The sequence below is a fragment of the Clostridium sp. CF012 genome (assembly GCF_018861755.1).
In the GTDB taxonomy this organism is placed as follows: domain Bacteria; phylum Bacillota; class Clostridia; order Clostridiales; family Clostridiaceae; genus Clostridium_AD.
On record NZ_JAHLEF010000005.1, the window covers coordinates 140,265 to 158,612 of the forward strand.

Here is an 18,348-nt window from a genome sequence, read left to right on the forward strand (position 1 = left end):
ATATTATAATTGAACTGATTGGAGGATTAATAATGAAAAAAATAATTTGGCCCCTAGTAATTATTTTAGTATTTGGCATTAGCATTTATACTGTAGTTGATTACAATAAAAGCAAGTCCAAGGATTTAGACTTAACTACTAACGAAAATTCTAAAACCAATAGCGCAAACCCAAATGCAAGTACAACTACTAAGAAAGATCCTGCTTCTGGCACTCCCTCTTCCACTGTGAAAAGTCCAGATTCTGATAGGATTGCAGCTTTAGATTTTAAACTGAAAGATTTGAACGGTAAGGATGTGTCACTTAGTGATTTTAAAGGGAAAAAAGTATTTCTCAATTTTTGGGCAAGTTGGTGCCGTCCTTGTAAAGACGAAATGCCTGATATCGAGAAGTTATATGGGTCAACAAAGGACACTGATTTAGTTATCCTAGCTGTAAATATTGGTGAGGACAAAGCCACAGCAAAATCCTTTATGGAAAACAACAAACTTAACTTTACTGTTTTATTAGATTCAAATCAAAGTGTAGCAGCACAATATAGTATTTCCGCAATTCCAACTTCTTTTTTTATTGATAAGAAAGGTAATATCGTGTCCACTGTAAGAGGTGGTATGACTCTAGAACAAATGAAATATAATATTAGCAAGTTATAAATATATACTCCAAATTCAAGAATATACAAAACCCCCCTGGAAATTCGCAATAATTTCCAGGGGGGTATTTAAGTATTTTTTTGGTACACATAAGTCTATAAGCTATCTTTATATTATAATCTCATTAAGCAGAAATCCACTTAATTTCATAAGGCTCCAAGCTAATGGCAACTTTTTTATCTTTACTCTTATAAACCTCTGTGTTCTGGACCTCAGCTGAATTATTTATTATTGCAACATTACCTGTTTCAAGGTAAGCTGCGCATTCAGTATTACTATTTGTTGTATACCAATTATACATTTCTTCTTCCTTTGAGACAGACCAGTAAATAGCTCTTAGAAGCAACCTCACATTATTTGGTCTATATGGTAGCCCTGATATGTAAACCGCTCTTCCCTTTCCAAATTCGTTTACTGAAAGATTAATATCCCCTCTACTACTAGAAAGAATTTTAGTGTTATCTCCCACGCTATAAACATCCTTGATTCCTTCTCCAAAATCGAAGGCTTCATTATTGTCTTCCAATATAAAATGTTTTTCTTCAGAAACCTTGTCATACCTTGTATAACTTAAGGTATAACCCATTTCTCTCTCCACACCTAACACATCTGAAAGCTGAAAATATCTACCTTGATGTTGATAAGCTGAAGGCTCTCCAACACCTATATAGCCCCCACCGTTGTAAATCCACTGTCTAATTTTTCCTGTCACCTCATTATCTAGCCAAAAGGAGGCCCCTGACCAAGCTGTTCCAGCATCTCCTGCATTTATTATTACTCCAATATCACTTGAAATACCCTTGCTTTTAATATCTTCAAAGCTTATAAATTCAACATCTACTGGCATACCACTTAAACATTCTATAACTCCAACATAAGAATATATTTTTTTATACCAAAGAGCATGCGCTACCATATTAGACTGCCAAGTTCTAATTTTTCCCCAAGCATTTAATATAGCCACCTTAAATTTAGGGCTGTATGGCTTTGTGCCTTTAATCCTATTGTGAATTTCTCTAAACTCATCGGTTATTTCCGTTACCCTTTCTACAAAGTCTGGAAACTTTAATGCTAAGCTTAAGTATCCTCCATATCCCATTCTATCTACTGGATTTCTTAGTATTGCTCTTCTTGCCTGAACCCAATTTTCTACTAATTCTTTAGTTGGATTTCCACCTTCATAGAAGGTATCTGGAAAAAAGTAAGGCAAAAACCTACCTTCTGTATACTTAACATGAGGAATGTCTGCAATCATTCTAAGTGTAGCCCCGCTTCCCACGGAACCCACTACTGCATCTAAGTTAATGTTTTTAAAGTAATCTCCATAAGGCTCAGTGCCAATCCAAGTATCACCTAAAAACATCATGGCTTCTTTTCCATTATCGTGACAAAGTTCCACACACCTCTTAGCATTTTCTGTTACAAATTTCTGAACAAAATCCATCCAGTCTAAAAAACTCTTTGCTGGAACTCTAAATGGAGAATTATAGTAGCCTTCATCTATAAAATCCTCTGCTCTAAGCTTATATCCCTTAACCCTTTCAAACTCATCTAGAGCCTCTGGGTTTACAGTTGCACTATATCCGAACCAATCAACATATTTTTCCTTTCCATTGTTATTAAAAGCTATTGTGAAGTGGTAAAAGAAAGTAGTAAATCTAACTACATCTACGCTTGGATTTTCCTTTAGCCAATTTTCCAAATAACAAAATATATGTTCTCTAACATCCTTATGATATGGATCATAAGCTACATGTTCTGGTGTCGTCCAATTGTTAGTCAAATGATTATACATATGGGTTGTATCCCAGGTCTGATATGCTAAAAAGCTAACCGTATAACTGTGCCACTTTCTAGCATCTTTAACAATTACTGTTCCAGTGTTTTTATTAAATTCCCAAGCTTCATTATCAACAACAGTTCCAGTAGTTCTATCAATAACTTCCCAATACTTCTTGCAATCATGGTTTTTATCTATATCAAATTGTCTGCTAAAATAGCCCTCTAATAAATCTATTTCTAAAATACTTGAAACTGCAGTATTATGTTTTGACATAAGGTACTGCATTTGTAAATGATCCATATTGTCTCTTGCCCATTTTTGATCATTTCTAATAGTTAAATAAGTTGCATATACCTTAACTGCCATATCCATCAATTCTTTTGAAAGCTCTGTACCATCACTATTTCTTATGGCGTCTGCTCCCCACTTTTTTATAATTTCTTTAACATCTTCATCTATGCCACATTCCACAGGTAATGTAACCCTGCCTCGATCTATTTTTACCATTTTTTTCCTCCTACCTTGGTAATTTAATAACTTTCTTAATATTTATAAAAATGTAATAACCTGTCAACTTATTTTCTTACTTATATTTTTTATTATAAATATGTAACTCTGTTAAAAGGCCCAAAATACCCACTAGCATAATTGACAATCCAAAATACCCTTCAATACGTTGTCCTTTTATTACTAAAAAAACCGAAAAAATGCAGACGAATAACATAATTAAAATTTTTATTTTATTCATTTTCTTTTACTCCTTTACTCCACCAAGCGTCATTCCCTGAGTTAACTTCTTTTGTACTAGAACATATAAAATCAACGTTGGAAGCATTACTAACACTAATCCTGCATACATTTGTCCATAACTTGCTGCTGCCCTTTGAGATTGCATCAGATTTATTAGTCCTACTGGCAACGTCTTCGATGTACCTGGCATCAAAGTTAAAGCTATAATATATTCATTCCAAAAGGATAAGAAATTAAATAATATAACTGTTATTATGCTAGGTCTTGCCATTGGAATCATTATACTGATCATAGTTCTAAAATACCCCGCGCCATCTATGAAAGCTGCCTCTTCATAGGTTTTTGATATGCTCCTAAAAAAATTAGATACTAAATAAATTGTAAAAGGTATGGCTGTGGAAGCGTAAACAAGTGCTAATACAAAAATATTATCTAAAAATATCCCTTTATCAAATATTTTCATAATCCGCTCATTCCATCCAAGGAGCATTAAAAATATTGGAACTACTATATAATTTACATTGATAAATAAACCGGCTGTGAGCAATAAATTTATAAACTTCCTACCCTTAAATTTAAATCTTGCTAAAACATAAGCCGCAGGTATAGCAATGACTAATAATATTACCAAGGCAACTGTAGTAACTATAACTGAGTTTATGAAATACTCTCCCATCCTTGCCTTTTCTATTGCATCTATAAAATTTTGAATGTAAAATCCCTTTGGCATAGTCCATGGACTAGCATAAAACTCAGAATTTTCTTTAATTGATGCAAATAACACCCAGAGTACCGGTACTATTATACTAATAGCCAAGGTTATCAGAGCAACATATATAAATAGTTTGTATAGTTTATCTGTATTCGCTTTCTTTCTTCTCTTATTCATCTTATCCTCCTAATACTGCAAGACTTCTCGATCTGTGATTTTATTAATAATTCCTGATAACAAGAATGAAAATAAGAAAACTACAACGCCGATTGCCATACCGTATCCATAACTTGCATTACCATATGCCTGCTTGTACATATAACTTAAAAACACCTCTGATGAACCATCTGGTCCCCCACTTGTCAATATTTTTATAAATAAGAAACTCAGGTTAATTGAACTTATTATAAAGAAAGTTAGCGTCGTCCTAATAGTATCCCAAACTAAAGGTAACGTAATATCAAAAAATTGCCTTATTTTATTAGCTCCATCTAATTCTGCAGCCTCATAGAGATGAACAGGTATGGAACTAATACTTGCCATATAAATCACCATATAATAACCTAAAGCCTGCCAAATCATAGCTACAGCAATAGAATATATCACAATACTTTGATCTCCAAGATATTGTATATTTCTCCAGTTATCTGCATGAAATATCCTAAGTAAACTATTTAAAAGTCCACGACTAGGATCATATATTGCTGAGAATATGGCTGATATTACTGCAACTGATAAAATATTTGGTATATAAAATATTATTCTAAAAAAGTTTTCCCCTTTAATATTTCCCCTTACTAAAATTGATGCAAATACTATTGCAAGCGTCATCGTAATAATTGTAACTATAACAATTATAAAAATTGTGTTTTGAAAAGATTTTAAAAACATTTCATCCGTCATAAGTATTTTAAAATTATTTAATCCTACAAATTTTTTTGCTGATGATAGCCCTCCCCACTTATATAGTGACATATAAAAAACACTTAAAGTTGGATATAACATGAAAATTGAGAACAAAATAAGTGCAGGGGTCAGGCAAATAAATATAAATCTTTTTAAACCTTTGTTATTCAATTCTGTCCCTCCCTATAAGCTAATAGCTCGCATACAAATCTATAGTAAATAGCAACGATGGATAATTAATCCATCGCACTATTTACATTTTTTATAAAATTATTTAGTATCCATAGCTTTCTTAATCTTAGCTGCGGCCTCAACAACAGCTTTCTGCCATTGATCTACAGTCTTCTTACCTGAAACAATTGAGTTAACAGTGCCAAAAAGAATTCCTTCTGCACTTGTTAGATCAACTCCTTCTACTGCAGGAGCTGCTGCAAATCCACCCATAGCTGCTTTTGCACCCTTATCATATACTGAGTAGAATAACTTATTTGCATCTTCATCTTTCATAAGCTTTGATGCACCAACTATTGGTTGTACTGCACCAGATTTTTCATATATTATTTTTGCTGCTTCATCAGAATACATATAAGCCATAAACTGCTTAGCAAGGTCAGCATTCTTCGCCCCATTTGGTATATACATTTGTTCAAAGAATGTATATGAATAAGCGTCTCCACTACTTGTTACCTTTGGTAGGGCCGTGAATCCCCATTGAAATCCAGTTGCTCTTGGAGCATCCTTCATTTCTCCTGGTAACCAAGTTCCATTAGGAATAAATAAAGCCTTGTTATCAAGTACTAATTGTTGATTTTTTGTAAACCCTTCTTTATTTGCTTGTGCTACGGTATCTGGATGAGTATATTTAGCTAACTTTCCTACTAATTCGAAAGCTTTAGTAGCTTCAGTACTTGTCCAAGCTGCCTCATCATAATTCATTGCATTGTTAAATAAACTGGCTCCGCCTACTTCATTTAAAAGGGCATAGAAGAATGCATCAAAGTATCCTGTTGTAGGATACGTAAATAATGAAATACCATCCTTTTTAGCTGTTTCGCCAAGTGCTAATAAATCATCCCAAGTTTCTGGTAGCTTATACTTTTTACCCTCTCCAATTAATTCCTTATTATAGAAAAGTCCACAGGGTCCATAGAATAATGGTGCCAGATAGGTCTTTCCACCTCCATAAGGATTTGTAGTTAGAGTGTCTGTAAAACCTGGTATTATCTTATCCTTAACCTTAACGCTTTCTCCTGGCACTTGCATATCAAGTACATCTGATATATCCGTTATAGCCTTTTCCTTTATTAAGGTATCAGTTAATTTCCCTTCTGAACCTACAGATAAGTAAATCATGTCAGGAACATTCTTAGCTTGGATTTGAGGTCTTAAAATATCTGCAATATTCTTTTCAAGAGTTAACTCAACTTTAACTCCGGGATTTGCAGCCTCAAATTTAGCGGCTAATTCTTTCCAATGCTCTGCTCCATAACCACCATTTAATCCAGCAATTTTCAATACTTTTCCTTCTGGTGTTTTAGTAGTGACAGTAGATGTTTTAGGTGTACACGCAGCTAGTGAAACAAGTAAACAAAGTGACGATGACAATGCTATTAATTTTTTAAGTCTCATTTTTTTCTCCCCCTATTCTAATTTTTAACTCTATATCCCAAGTATATAATAGTTTACAAACTTTTACTTTCATTATATTGTTTACTTTTTTAGAAATATTTATTGATTTATGCAGAATTAGTCAATATAATTAAATTATTAGTACATAGTTACTTAGGAGGTGTACCCATGTCAACTACTTTATTTGGATTTAAAAAAAATGAGATAAGTAAGATGCCCATAAAATTCCTATATATTTCAAAGGCAAAGTATGAAAGCGATTGGCATTGTACTATGCACACTCACTCTTTTACAGAGCTATTTTATGTGTTGCATGGAAGTGGCATTTTTAAAATAGAAAATTTCCAGTTAAATGTGAAAGAAAACGATTTAGTTATTGTAAATCCTCATGTATCCCATACTGAATCCTCGAAAGATTCTAATCCCTTAGAATATATTGTTATTGGCATAGATGGATTGTCTCTGATGACTGATACTGATGATGATTCTAATAGTATACACGCTTACAATATATATAATTATAGTAAATACAATCATGAAATTTTATCCTATATGAACAGTCTACTATATGAAGTTCAGCACAAGGAAGAATATTATGAAGAAATTTGTGAAAATCTTTTTGAAGCTTTAATCTTAAACATGAAAAGAAGAACAAAATCAAATTTAATACTCTCCCCAACAAAAGATATTAATAAAGATTGTGCTTTTGTAAAAAACTATATAGATATTCATTATTCCTCAGATTTATGTTTAGATCATTTAGCTTCAATTACCCATATGAATAAATATTATTTAATACATATATTCAAAAAATTTATGCAAACTACTCCTATTGATTACCTCATTGAAAAAAGAACATCTGTGTCAAAAATTCTACTAGAAACCACTGAGTATTCCATGAATCAAATTTCCCAAGTTGTTGGTTTTACAAGCCAATCATATTTCAACCAGCTCTTTAAAAAAAGAGTTGGAGTAAGTCCACTAAAATACAGAAATCAATTTAATAGCAATGCCACTAAAATTCATAACTAAGACTTTAAACAAAAGTAGTGCCATGTTATGCCACCCAAACAAAAAAACACCCACAACAAAGTGAGTGTTTTAAATGGAACAGGTATAGTTCTACTTATATATATCCGAGAATTCTATGGATAAATTCCCTTCACAGTTTGTTTCAAATACCTCTTTATTTTTAAGATTATTATCTTCTTGCGTCTTATCAACTATTTTAGCTGGCAGTGTTATAATAAATTCGCTTCCCTTTCCTTCAATACTATTTGCATGAATTTCTCCATCGTGCATTTCTACAAGAGACTTTACTAAGGCTAGTCCTATTCCGCTACCTTCATTCTGTCTTGATGTAGATTTATCAATTTGTGCAAACCGCTCAAAAATAAATCCTAACTTATCTTTTGGAATTCCTATACCTGTATCCTTTATGGATATTTCAATAAAATCACCTTTATCATGTATATTAACTAGAATACTTCCATTCTCCTCTGTAAATTTAACTGCATTAGATAATAAGTTCAACATAATTCTTTCTATTTTTTCTTCATCAAATGCAATTCTCTTTTCCTCTATATCAGTATCAAATATAAGGGTTATACCATGGTTTTTTATATACTCAGCTACAGATTGTGATATTTCCTCTACAACATAAACTATGTCTCCATTTTTTAAGTGAAGGCTTATGTAATCTGCCTCTATTTTAGTTGTGTCTATTATATTGTTTATAAGTCTAAGTAACCTTAGGGAATTTTGATTCATGATATTGATATAATATTTTATCTTTTCATCCCCTAGTTTTTTTGAACCATCAAGGGATCTTATTAGTTGTATTGTACTGCAAATTACATTTAGAGGAGTTCTAAGTTCATGTGACAAATTAGCAAAAAATTCCGTTTTGACCTTGTCATATGCCATAAGCTCTTCAACCCGTTTACTAGTTTCGGCACTTTTTATGCTAAGTTCCTTAACTTGGTTTTTAGCTATTCCAAGCTCATGTACTAAGGATAATGCTTGTTTCACTGAATGCTTTAAGGTTATCAGTGTATTTATTCTACACAGCAGTTCATGAAAATTAAAAGGCTTCCTTAAATAATCATTTGCCCCACATTCAAAGGATATAACCAAGTGCTCTAGGCTACTATCTGCAGTCATAATTAAAACTGGAAGTTCAAAAATAGATTGCTTTTCCCTAATCTTCTCACATACCTTATAACCTAAAATATCTGGCATCATCATATCAAGAATTACTAAATCTAAATCTGAATTCTCTTCTACTATTCTCAATGCGTCCAAACCGGAGGACGCTTCTAATACTTCATATGTGTCATTTGACAGATAATTTTTTAATACCTTACGATTAACATACTCATCATCAACTATTAAAATTCTATATTTATCAATGCTTGTTGGTTTTATATTTTCATTTATAATTTTTCTACCATGCTCGAGTGATATGCTTACTAAGTTAGGCTTTAGATCTAAGTTCTTTGGATATTCGGCTAGTGTTTCTCCCCTCTCCGCAATATCTTTATTAAATAGCCTTTCATGAGGATTAATCTGTAGGTCTTCTTCAGTGCATAATGGGATAGTAAAAACAAACTCGCTTCCTTTTCCTATTACTGAAGAAACTACTATAGTACCACCCTGTATTTGAATAAGTTCTTTAGTTACATAGAGTCCTACTCCAGTGCCACCATACTTTTGTGGAATTCCTTCTACCTGCTCATATCTATCAAAGATTTTATGAAGCTCCTGCTGTGGAATTCCTATTCCGGTATCCGCAACAGAGATCTCGAGAAAAGAATTTTTTACGGCATAGGATAATATTATTTTTCCTTCATGTGTGAATTTTATAGCATTACCCAGTAAATTATATAGAATTTGCAATATCCTGTCTTCATCTCCAAATACATAAGGTGCGTTTTTGTCTATATTGTTAATAAAACCAACATTTTTATTATTTAGAGATATTCTACTGAATTTTATTACCATTTCTACCACATTACTTAGATTAACTGGCTTTCTATGTAATACGATTTCATTATTTTTAAGCTTAGAAAATGTCATCATATCATTGACCAAGTTAGATAACCTTTTAGCACTAGAGTTCACCAAAAATAGCTCCTCTCTAAGCTCTACATCTAAATTACCACCTTTATTATTCACTATCCCTTCAGTTAAACCTATTATTCCGTTCAATGGAGTTTTTAGTTCATGAGAAGTTACAGCTAGAAAATCATCTTTTAAATCATTTAAAGACTTAAGCCTAGCACTAATATTTTCTACATTAGAAAGCTCGTCAGCTTGACGCTTTGCTAAAACATAATAATTGACAATAATAAATATTAATATGCCAAGGGATGCAAAAGAATCAGTAATTATGATACTGTACTCATACAAGATATCGTTAATTCTTGTAATAAATAATGCAAATAGCCCTACCACAACTATGTAGTCAGTTTGTCCCCTCTGTATATATTTTTTAGAGATTTTATACATCATATAAAGTATTGATAGAAGAGCAAATACCTCAAAAGGTGCTATAAAGTATAAGTAATACTCAAATGGTATAAAAATTACAATTAATGTATAAATTGAAGCTAAGTAATTTGATGCTTTAACTAACCTACGTGATATTAATTTTTCGTATGAATTATATATAAACAAAATAATAAATGGAATGTACGAATAAAAAGTCCATATTTTTATTTTTCGTGAAAGCATAAAACTAAAATGTGGCGATAATGTAATTAAGAAACCTTCACCAAGAAATAATATTCTAATGGCAATGATCACGCTAATTATTGCAAAATATAATTGAGCCTTGTCCTTTCTTCTATTAATAAATACTCCAAAACTATATATAGCAGCCATAATGGTACATCCAAAAAGAATTAAACTGAAAGCTAACTTTTTCTCTCTCATAGCTGTAACTTCTTCTGATTTGCCCAATACTAATGTATCTATATATCCGTATTTATTATAAAAATTACTAACGCGAAGCACTAAATATGTTTCCCCCTTTTCTAAGTAAAAGGACCCAATAGCTGGGTTTAATTGTGGTGTCATTTCATTTTTAGTTTTGCCCACCTGACCAACAGAGGATATTAATCTATTGTCCGCCCATAGTTCATATGCACTTTGGATAAAATCTATGTTTACTGAATAAAGTTCCTCCGTATCATCCATAAGTAACTTTATTCTGTATGTACAATACCCCTGTTCACCAAAGATGCCTGGTAAATGTTCGTAGCCAAGATTTGCTTTTTTATCACTTAGAAAATCCTCAGGTAAAAGTAATTTATTATTATAAAACTCCCACTCTCCATTAAGTTTTATCATTCCATCCTTTTTAAAATCCCAATCCCTTAAGTCTAGTACCCCTTTCACTGCAACGGGTATGTTCTTTTGTGTATGACTAATTTCACTACTCGCTTTAATAATTGTAACAAGAATAATTAAAGTTAACGATAGTAAAATAAATATTTTAATTTTATGTGACTTAATTTTCGCCATGAATTAGCTCCTTTAATATTTGTACTTATAGTGTGTTTTGCAACTATACAATCACATATATAATAACATAAAATAGCAGTTTATATACCAAATATACTATAAATGTCTTACATTTGATAAATACCAACAAAATTCCACACCTAATGACATGATTTTTGCATCTTCAGATAATAGTATATAACAGCTATAGAAAATTCAAATAGTTAATGCTTTACTTATCAGAAAACTATATTAGCATCTTTTGTCGGAATATGATAAAATTTTTCTGTTTGGGAGGGGTTATTATGAAAAAATTTACAAAACTTACGTTGGCTACCCTTATTACTGTAACTACTGCAATGTCTTTTATTGGGTGTTCAAGTAATAAAGAGGTAAAAAAAGCCACAACTGATAATAATGTATCAGGGATTAAAGTTATAAGTACTAAAGATTTAAAAGACAAACTAGTTAACAAGGACTGGATAGTAGTGGATACAAGAGCAAATGACGCATTTAATGGTTGGAAACTAGATGGGGTCATTCGAGGTGGACACATTAAAGGTGCTACGGATTTTTCTGCTAACTGGTTAAAAGCAGAAGATAAAGAAAAGGATAAAATTTTAGAAAGTGCTTTAAAAACAAAGAATATTTCAGAAGGTAAAAATGTTGTACTCTACGATGCAAATGGAAAAGATGCACAGGCCGTTGCAACATACTTAAAGCAAAAGGGAATAATAAATATTTATACATATGACGTTAAACAGTGGGCTGCTGATAATAGCCTTCCAATGGAAAACTATGCAAACTATCAAATGTTAGTTCCACCATCCTTTGTTAATGACTTAGTTAATGGTAAAAAACCAGAAACCTATACTAATGATAAATACAAAATTTTCGAGGTTGCCTGGGGCGTCGAGTCTAAAGATGAAGATTACAAAAAAGGACATATAAAAGGTGCAGTGCATATAAATACAGATGAAATAGAATCTGCTCCACTTTGGAGTATTAACTCTGATGCTGCTCTTCAAACATTTGCAGAAAAAAACGGATTAACACCAGATACAACAGTTGTTCTTTACGGACCCGACCCAATGGCATCCTTTAGAATTGCTGCAATAGCAAAGTATATTGGCGTTAAGGATGTTAGGGTTTTAAATGGCGGAACAGCTGCTTTTAGAGATGCTGGTTATGAAACAGAAACAATTTCTAATCCTAAAAAACCCGTAAGCTCTTTTGGCGCTATTGTACCAGTAAATAAGGGATATATAGTAGACATAAACAGTGCAAAAGAAATATTAGCGGATAAAACCAGTAGTAAGCTAGTAGATGTAAGAAGCTGGGATGAGTATACTGGCAAGATATCTGGCTACAGTGATTTAAAATTCATGGGAAGACCAGCAGGCTCTACATGGGGCCATGCAGGTAGCGACCCAAATCATCTGCAAGATTATAGAAATATAGATAACACAATGCGTAATAAAGACGAAATACTAGCTATGTGGAAGGAGCAAGGAATTACTCCAGATCAAAGACTTTCCTTCTTCTGTGGTTCTGGTTGGAGAGCCGCCGAAGTTCTAACTTATGCTGATGTAATGGGACTAAAAAATATTTCATTATACAGCAATGGATGGTATGAATGGAGTGCCAGCCCTAAAAACCCTGTAGAAAAAGGTGAACCAAAAGCTAAATAAGAAAAACACAAAAGGGCATATTTAAAATATTGCCCTTTTATGTTATATTTTAATAGAAAACACAATATAATAAGAAGGTGCATCATATGAAAAATTCTACAAACACAATTTTCAAAAGAATAATTTCCCTGTTACAAGTACTTATCTTAGTTCCACCTTTGATGTTACAATACCTATCAGATCGAAAAATGGGACTCATGAGATATTTAGTTTTTAAAAAAGATGTGTTCTCAAAAGAAATTTTCACTTCTAACATAACATTCACATACATTATCCTCTTAATTTTAGGAACTATTTTTTGTATTGTTTTTATAATATATACTTTTACTAAAAAATTAAATAGTTCACTTCTAAAACCTATAATTACCCTTTTTATATGGAATTTAATCTCCATATTATATGTATTTTCTTATAAATTTCAATTACTTCTATCTTATCACTTTTTCTTAATAGCTTTTTTTATAATTATAGCTCTACAGTATATAAAAATAATTTTAATGACACTATATAATAAAGCAACAAAAAAAATGATTTTTTAACTAGTGATTGACTTAAAATAAATGTATTTGAATACAATATAATACAATATTTTAAAATATTAATGATAAATTTATTTAAATATCCCTCAATTTATGGTATACTTTTTCTTAGGTTATATCTTAAGGAGTGTGAACATATTATGGACCCCGATGGTACGTGGCAAATTATATCTTTAGTAATTTTATTAGCATTTTCAGCATTTTTCTCTGCTTCAGAAACTGGTTTGATGACTTTAAGCAAAATCAGGTTAAGGCATATGGTGGATTCAGAAATTAAAGGTGCTAATCGAGTTAGTAATTTACTTAAAAACCCAAGCAAGCTTCTAGGCGGGATCTTGGTAGGAAATAACATTGCTAATATTGGTGCATCTGCACTGGCAACTTCCTTGGCAATTAAATATTGGGGAGACTCAGGAGTAGGTATTGCTACTGCCGTAATGACAATTCTAGTATTAATTTTCGGTGAAATTACACCAAAGTCAATAGCAGCCCAAAATTCTGAAAAAATTGCTTTAAAAGTTGCGAGGCCACTAAGTATAATTACCTTCATTTTAAATCCAATTGTTGTAGTATTAATTTATATAACAAATACATTTGTAAAAATACTCGGTGGAGAACCCAATAAACAAAAACCTTTTATTACTGAAGAAGAATTAAAAACTATAGTTAGCGTAAGCCATGAAGAAGGTGTTTTAGAAGGCGAAGAAAAGCAAATGATCTATAATGTTTTTGAATTTGGAGATTCACAGGCAAAAGATGTTATGACGCCAAGGACTGATATGATTGTGGCAAATGTAACCTCCACTTATGAGGAACTCATAAGAATTTTTAAACAAGAACAATTTTCTAGAATTCCTATATATCAAGACACTATTGATAATATTATTGGAGTTTTATATCTTAAGGATTTAATTTTCTTCGAAAATGAAATAGAAGAATTTACTATAGAGAAACATATGCGTGTACCATACTTTACCTATGAATTTAAAAGTACTGTGGATTTATTTGCTGACATGCGTTTAAAAAGAGTGCCTATAGCAATTTTATTAGATGAATATGGTGGTACTGCTGGACTTGTAACAATTGAAGATTTAGTAGAAGAAATTGTTGGTGACATAGACGATGAATATGACGACGATACAGATCAAATTGAAGTTGTCAAAGAAGATGAATTTATTGTTGCTGGTAATACTAGAATAAACATGGTTAATGAAATGATAGGATTAAATATAGAGTCAGAGGATTTTGATACCATAGGTGGATTTGTTACAGGAATACACGGACGACTTCCAAAAACAGGTGAGACAATAAATTATAACGATATAAAATTCATTATACAAAACACCAGTAGAAATCGTATAGTAAAACTAAAAATTATAACTTAATATAAGAAATGAAATGCACAACACCTAATATTATTGGGTATTGTGTTTTTTTATTGAAAAATATAAAACACCTTTTTAAAAGTGACTAATAAGTGTACTAGTTATTTTTTCAAATGATTAATAAGTATATTAGGGTTTTAATTAGTTAAAACTATAGGTGTAATAAAGCAATTAAATTTTATTAAATTGCAATCTATCTTATAAAAATAAAAATAAAAATTAAAGGAGGGTTTATAATGAATAAGTTCCAAGGAATGGTGGAAGATGTAATGGACTCAATAGAAGAATCAAATTCTTTTAAATGTGAAACACGAAGTGATTTAAAAAAAGTAGCTAAAGCACTAGTTGAAACCAAAGGAACTATACCGGATTTTGAAAAGTATGATTTAGCTTCAAAACATTGGAAGAGTGCTAAGAAATTTATTTAACCATGCTTATTAAGCAAAACACAGTAAAGTTAATAGCTTTTTAAAAATACTTAAAGTTGGCTATTAAAGCAACTTTAAGTATTTTATCATTTAATTATTCTGTAAAATGAATTATTTATTATGCAATAAAACCCACTATAAAATCATTCTAGGAATTTGACCTTTTATTTTCTTTTCTATAGCATCTAAAATAAATTTATCCTTCGGAGCTGCAAATAAATATGTAAATCCCTCTTCTCCAGCTCTTCCAGTTCTTCCTATGCGATGTATATAGCCTTCAGCAGTTTCTGGTATATCGTAATTATAAACATGACTAACTCCGTTTATATCAAGCCCTCTAGCTGCAACATCTGTAGCAATTAAATACTGTATATCACACCTTTTAAATTCTTTCATTATTTTTTCTCTTTTTGCCTGAGTTATATCTGAATGTAGCTTTTTACAATTATAACCCTTTTTATAAAGAGCCATCTCAAGGTCATCAACTCTTCTTTTAGTTCTACAAAAAATGATAGCCATAAATGGATTATCTTTATCTAAAACCCTGCATAAATCTTCTTGTTTTCTTCTATCTGTGGTTTCTATTAAAAATTGTTTTATATTTTTAAGAGTTGTCTCTTCTTTTTTAACGATTACTTCTATAGGGTCATTCATATACTTATATGCCATCTTTTTCACATCTGAACCCATAGTTGCTGAAAAACATAGCGTCTGTCTGTTTTTCGGCGTTTTTTCTATTATATCTTCAATATCGTTTTTAAATCCCATAAGCAGCATTTGATCTGCCTCATCTAATACTAATGTCTTAAGCTTATCAAGTTTTATCGTACCTCGCCCTAGATGATCTATTAATCTTCCTGGAGTTGCAATTACTAGGTGAATATTTCCCTTTAGCTTTTTTAGTTGTACCCCTATATCCTTACCACCATAAGCAGCCAAGATATTTAAGTTTTTACCTTCAGAAAGTTTCTTAGCTTCACTGGTTATCTGTATTGCAAGTTCTCTTGTAGGTGTCACTATTAATCCTTGAATTGTATTTATATCAGCCGACATATTATCAAACATTGGAAGTAGAAACGCAAGCGTCTTACCTGTACCTGTTTGTGCCTCCGCTATAACATCTTTACCATCCTTTATTAATTGGATACTTTGTTCTTGAATTGGAGTTGGGTCAATTATCCCTTGAATTTTGAGCATGCTTAGAATATCATCCTTAAGCCCTAGTTTTTTAAATTTTATCATTCTTATTTACCTTTCTATTTTAAACATATTTTTATAAATTTATTATACCATTGGTGCCACCCACGTGGCAAGTGGCATGTTATAGATGCCACTTGCCACGTGGGTGGCACCAACAAAAACAACCAATCCATTTGGATTGGTTGTTTTTGTTATTTGTCTACTTTTAAAAATAGGCTATGTAATTTATTTTTTTAATTCTTGAACTCCAGTAACTTTACTTGTAGCATCCATTTTAAATGTAGATTTAGCTTCATCTGTAGTAAAATATACATTTCCTTCTACAATAGCATCTTTTAACTGAAAGTTGCTTGCTGAAACATAAAGGTCACCTTTGAAAGTTCCATGTTCTATACTGCCCATAGGACTTTTAAAAGTTAATTTTGGCGCAGTCAAAGTAAATCTAGCAGTTACTTTACGATCTGCATCTTGTGTGTATAAACCTATCTTACGTTGTATAACTTCTTTACCACTATCATCTTTTTTGCCGTTTTTAAACTCTCCATCAACTACAAGATCTTTTTCAATAGTTAAGTCCTTTAAAGTTGCAATAATCCATGTACCCTTACTGCTTATGGCATTTTCAAAAGCAGCTTCAGTATTTACTAATGATGCTGTTGTTACTACATCAGTTTTTGCTGGTGCTACAGCTTCAGTTTTTGCTGGTGCCGGTGTTGCTACAGGTTCTACTGCTTTTTTAGCGCCACATCCTGTTAATAAAGTAGCACCTATAGCCAATGTTAATATTATTCCTTTAATTTTCATATGATTACCTCCGTTGATTTTTTTTGTTAATATGTTACATTATCGAATAAGTTCAGTATATCATATGATAAAAATATAACAAGATAAAATATGAATTTTATGTCGTTATATGTAAGTACTAAATGAACAAAAACAATTAAATCATAATTTATCACTAAATATTCTATATAAATTTATATATTATGGTTTTCTATATCTTCAATAAATAAAGTGCATACTTTACTATCTTTTAAATAATGCTATACTTATACACAATAGTCAATAGAATCTATCATAGACTATATAAGAAAGAGGCGATTACCAATGTCAAAATTATTTAGTGATTTAAAAATAAAAGATATGGATTTAAAAAATAGAATAGTCATGGCTCCAATGTGTATGGATTCTTGCAACGATAAGGATGGAATAGCTAACAACTGGCATTTTATACATTATTCAACTAGAGCTATTGGTGGTGTAGGGCTTATCATTGTCGAATCAACAGGAATCGAGCCTGGTGGACGTATAACTGATTATGATTTAGGCATCTGGTCCGAGCATCACGTTAAAAACTTATCAAATATAGTAAAGGAATGCCATAAATATGGAACAAAAATAGGTATTCAAATTAATCATGCTGGAAGAAAATCTGAAACTCTTTCCTATCCAATTATAGCACCAAGCTCTATAGCTTTTAATGAACATTATAGGCTACCAAATGAAATGACAAAAGAAGATATTAATAATACTGTAGATTTATTTAAAGCTGCTGCTAAGAGGGCATTAACTGCTGGCTTTGATTTACTAGAATTACATGGTGCCCATGGGTACTTAATAGGACAATTTTTATCCCCTCTTACCAATAAAAGAAAAGATGAATATGGCGGTACAGAGGAAAACAGGGTAAGATTTTTAAGGGAAATTATACAGGCAGTAAAGACGGTTTGGCCTAAAACTAAACCATTACAATTAAGAGTATCTGCTGAAGACTACGCTTTGGGTGGAAACAGTGCACATGATACTGCATCACTTATAAATCTCATAAAAACCCTTGGTATAGATATTGTAAATGTTAGTTCCGGTGGAACTGTACCTGCAAGAATATCTACCTATCCAGGATATCAAATTTGTTATTCTGAAATAATTAAGACCCAATGTAATATTCCAACTATAGCTGGTGGCCTTATCACTTCACCTTTAATGGCAGAAGAAATATTAAACAATAAAAGATCGGATTTGGTATATTTGGGGAGAGAACTCTTGAGAAATCCTTATTGGGCATTTACTGCAGCTAAGCAATTAGACGAAAATATAGAATGGCCTATTCAGTATAATCGAAGCAATATCGTAAATAAAAACGGATTTTAACATAAAGTTATACTT

General features: G+C 31.6%; 14 protein-coding genes. 6 read left to right on the top strand and 8 right to left on the bottom strand.

Going from position 1 to position 18,348, the window contains the following annotated elements; genetic code table 11:
• Nucleotides 1-32: 32 nt before the first annotated feature.
• The gene (locus KPL50_RS07370; protein ID WP_216297814.1) at nucleotides 33-653 is read left to right on the top strand and encodes a TlpA disulfide reductase family protein; all 621 of its coding nucleotides are present in this window, start codon (nucleotides 33-35) and stop codon (nucleotides 651-653) included.
• A 124-nt stretch (nucleotides 654-777) separates the two neighbouring features.
• Here the strand turns inward: KPL50_RS07370 and gnpA are convergent, their stop codons facing one another.
• The 5 genes from gnpA to KPL50_RS07395 form a co-directional block, all read right to left on the bottom strand.
• Nucleotides 778-2,943: a 1,3-beta-galactosyl-N-acetylhexosamine phosphorylase gene (gene gnpA / locus KPL50_RS07375; protein ID WP_216297815.1), complete on the bottom strand. Its 2,166-nt coding sequence runs from the start codon at nucleotides 2,941-2,943 to the stop codon at nucleotides 778-780.
• Nucleotides 2,944-3,019: 76 nt separating this feature from the next.
• Nucleotides 3,020-3,184: a DUF6903 family protein gene (locus KPL50_RS07380; RefSeq protein ID WP_216297816.1), complete on the bottom strand. Its 165-nt coding sequence runs from the start codon at nucleotides 3,182-3,184 to the stop codon at nucleotides 3,020-3,022.
• 6 nt (nucleotides 3,185-3,190) lie between these two features.
• Nucleotides 3,191-4,075, bottom strand: coding sequence for a carbohydrate ABC transporter permease (locus KPL50_RS07385; protein ID WP_216297817.1), 885 nt, complete (start codon nucleotides 4,073-4,075; stop codon nucleotides 3,191-3,193).
• Between the two features lie 9 nt (nucleotides 4,076-4,084).
• Nucleotides 4,085-4,975 carry a carbohydrate ABC transporter permease gene (locus tag KPL50_RS07390; RefSeq protein ID WP_253200498.1) on the bottom strand — a complete coding sequence of 297 codons (891 nt, stop codon included), beginning with the start codon at nucleotides 4,973-4,975 and terminating at the stop codon, nucleotides 4,085-4,087.
• A gap of 99 nt (nucleotides 4,976-5,074) precedes the next feature.
• Nucleotides 5,075-6,433, bottom strand: coding sequence for a carbohydrate ABC transporter substrate-binding protein (locus KPL50_RS07395; RefSeq protein WP_216297818.1), 1,359 nt, complete (start codon nucleotides 6,431-6,433; stop codon nucleotides 5,075-5,077).
• A 168-nt stretch (nucleotides 6,434-6,601) separates the two neighbouring features.
• Here KPL50_RS07395 and KPL50_RS07400 point away from each other — a divergent pair, with 168 nt between their 5' ends.
• Complete coding sequence (locus tag KPL50_RS07400) at nucleotides 6,602-7,465, top strand: AraC family transcriptional regulator (RefSeq protein WP_216297819.1); 864 nt, start codon at nucleotides 6,602-6,604, stop codon at nucleotides 7,463-7,465.
• 90 nt (nucleotides 7,466-7,555) lie between these two features.
• On the opposite strand, the gene KPL50_RS07405 is transcribed toward KPL50_RS07400, so the two are convergent.
• Nucleotides 7,556-10,960 (bottom strand): ATP-binding protein, encoded by a 3,405-nt coding sequence (locus KPL50_RS07405; RefSeq protein WP_216297820.1) that lies wholly within the window; start codon nucleotides 10,958-10,960, stop codon nucleotides 7,556-7,558.
• 284 nt (nucleotides 10,961-11,244) lie between these two features.
• Here KPL50_RS07405 and KPL50_RS07410 point away from each other — a divergent pair, with 284 nt between their 5' ends.
• The 3 genes from KPL50_RS07410 (at nucleotide 11,245) to KPL50_RS07420 (ending at nucleotide 14,982) form a co-directional block, all read left to right on the top strand.
• The gene (locus tag KPL50_RS07410; protein ID WP_216297821.1) at nucleotides 11,245-12,630 is read left to right on the top strand and encodes a sulfurtransferase; all 1,386 of its coding nucleotides are present in this window, start codon (nucleotides 11,245-11,247) and stop codon (nucleotides 12,628-12,630) included.
• Between the two features lie 679 nt (nucleotides 12,631-13,309).
• Complete coding sequence (locus KPL50_RS07415; protein WP_216297822.1) at nucleotides 13,310-14,554, top strand: HlyC/CorC family transporter; 1,245 nt, start codon at nucleotides 13,310-13,312, stop codon at nucleotides 14,552-14,554.
• Nucleotides 14,555-14,790: 236 nt separating this feature from the next.
• A complete protein-coding gene (locus tag KPL50_RS07420; protein WP_216297823.1) occupies nucleotides 14,791-14,982 on the top strand; it encodes a hypothetical protein in 192 nt (63 codons plus the stop codon).
• A gap of 135 nt (nucleotides 14,983-15,117) precedes the next feature.
• On the opposite strand, the gene KPL50_RS07425 is transcribed toward KPL50_RS07420, so the two are convergent.
• On the bottom strand, nucleotides 15,118-16,224 hold the full coding sequence (locus tag KPL50_RS07425; RefSeq protein ID WP_216297824.1) for a DEAD/DEAH box helicase: 1,107 nt from the start codon (nucleotides 16,222-16,224) through the stop codon (nucleotides 15,118-15,120).
• A 183-nt stretch (nucleotides 16,225-16,407) separates the two neighbouring features.
• On the bottom strand, nucleotides 16,408-16,986 hold the full coding sequence (locus tag KPL50_RS07430) for a hypothetical protein (protein WP_216297825.1): 579 nt from the start codon (nucleotides 16,984-16,986) through the stop codon (nucleotides 16,408-16,410).
• Between the two features lie 303 nt (nucleotides 16,987-17,289).
• On the opposite strand from KPL50_RS07430, the gene namA reads away from it, so the two are divergent.
• Entirely contained in the window at nucleotides 17,290-18,333 is a 1,044-nt protein-coding gene (namA, locus tag KPL50_RS07435; protein ID WP_216297826.1) for an NADPH dehydrogenase NamA, read from the top strand.
• The last annotated feature ends 15 nt before the right edge of the window (nucleotides 18,334-18,348 follow it).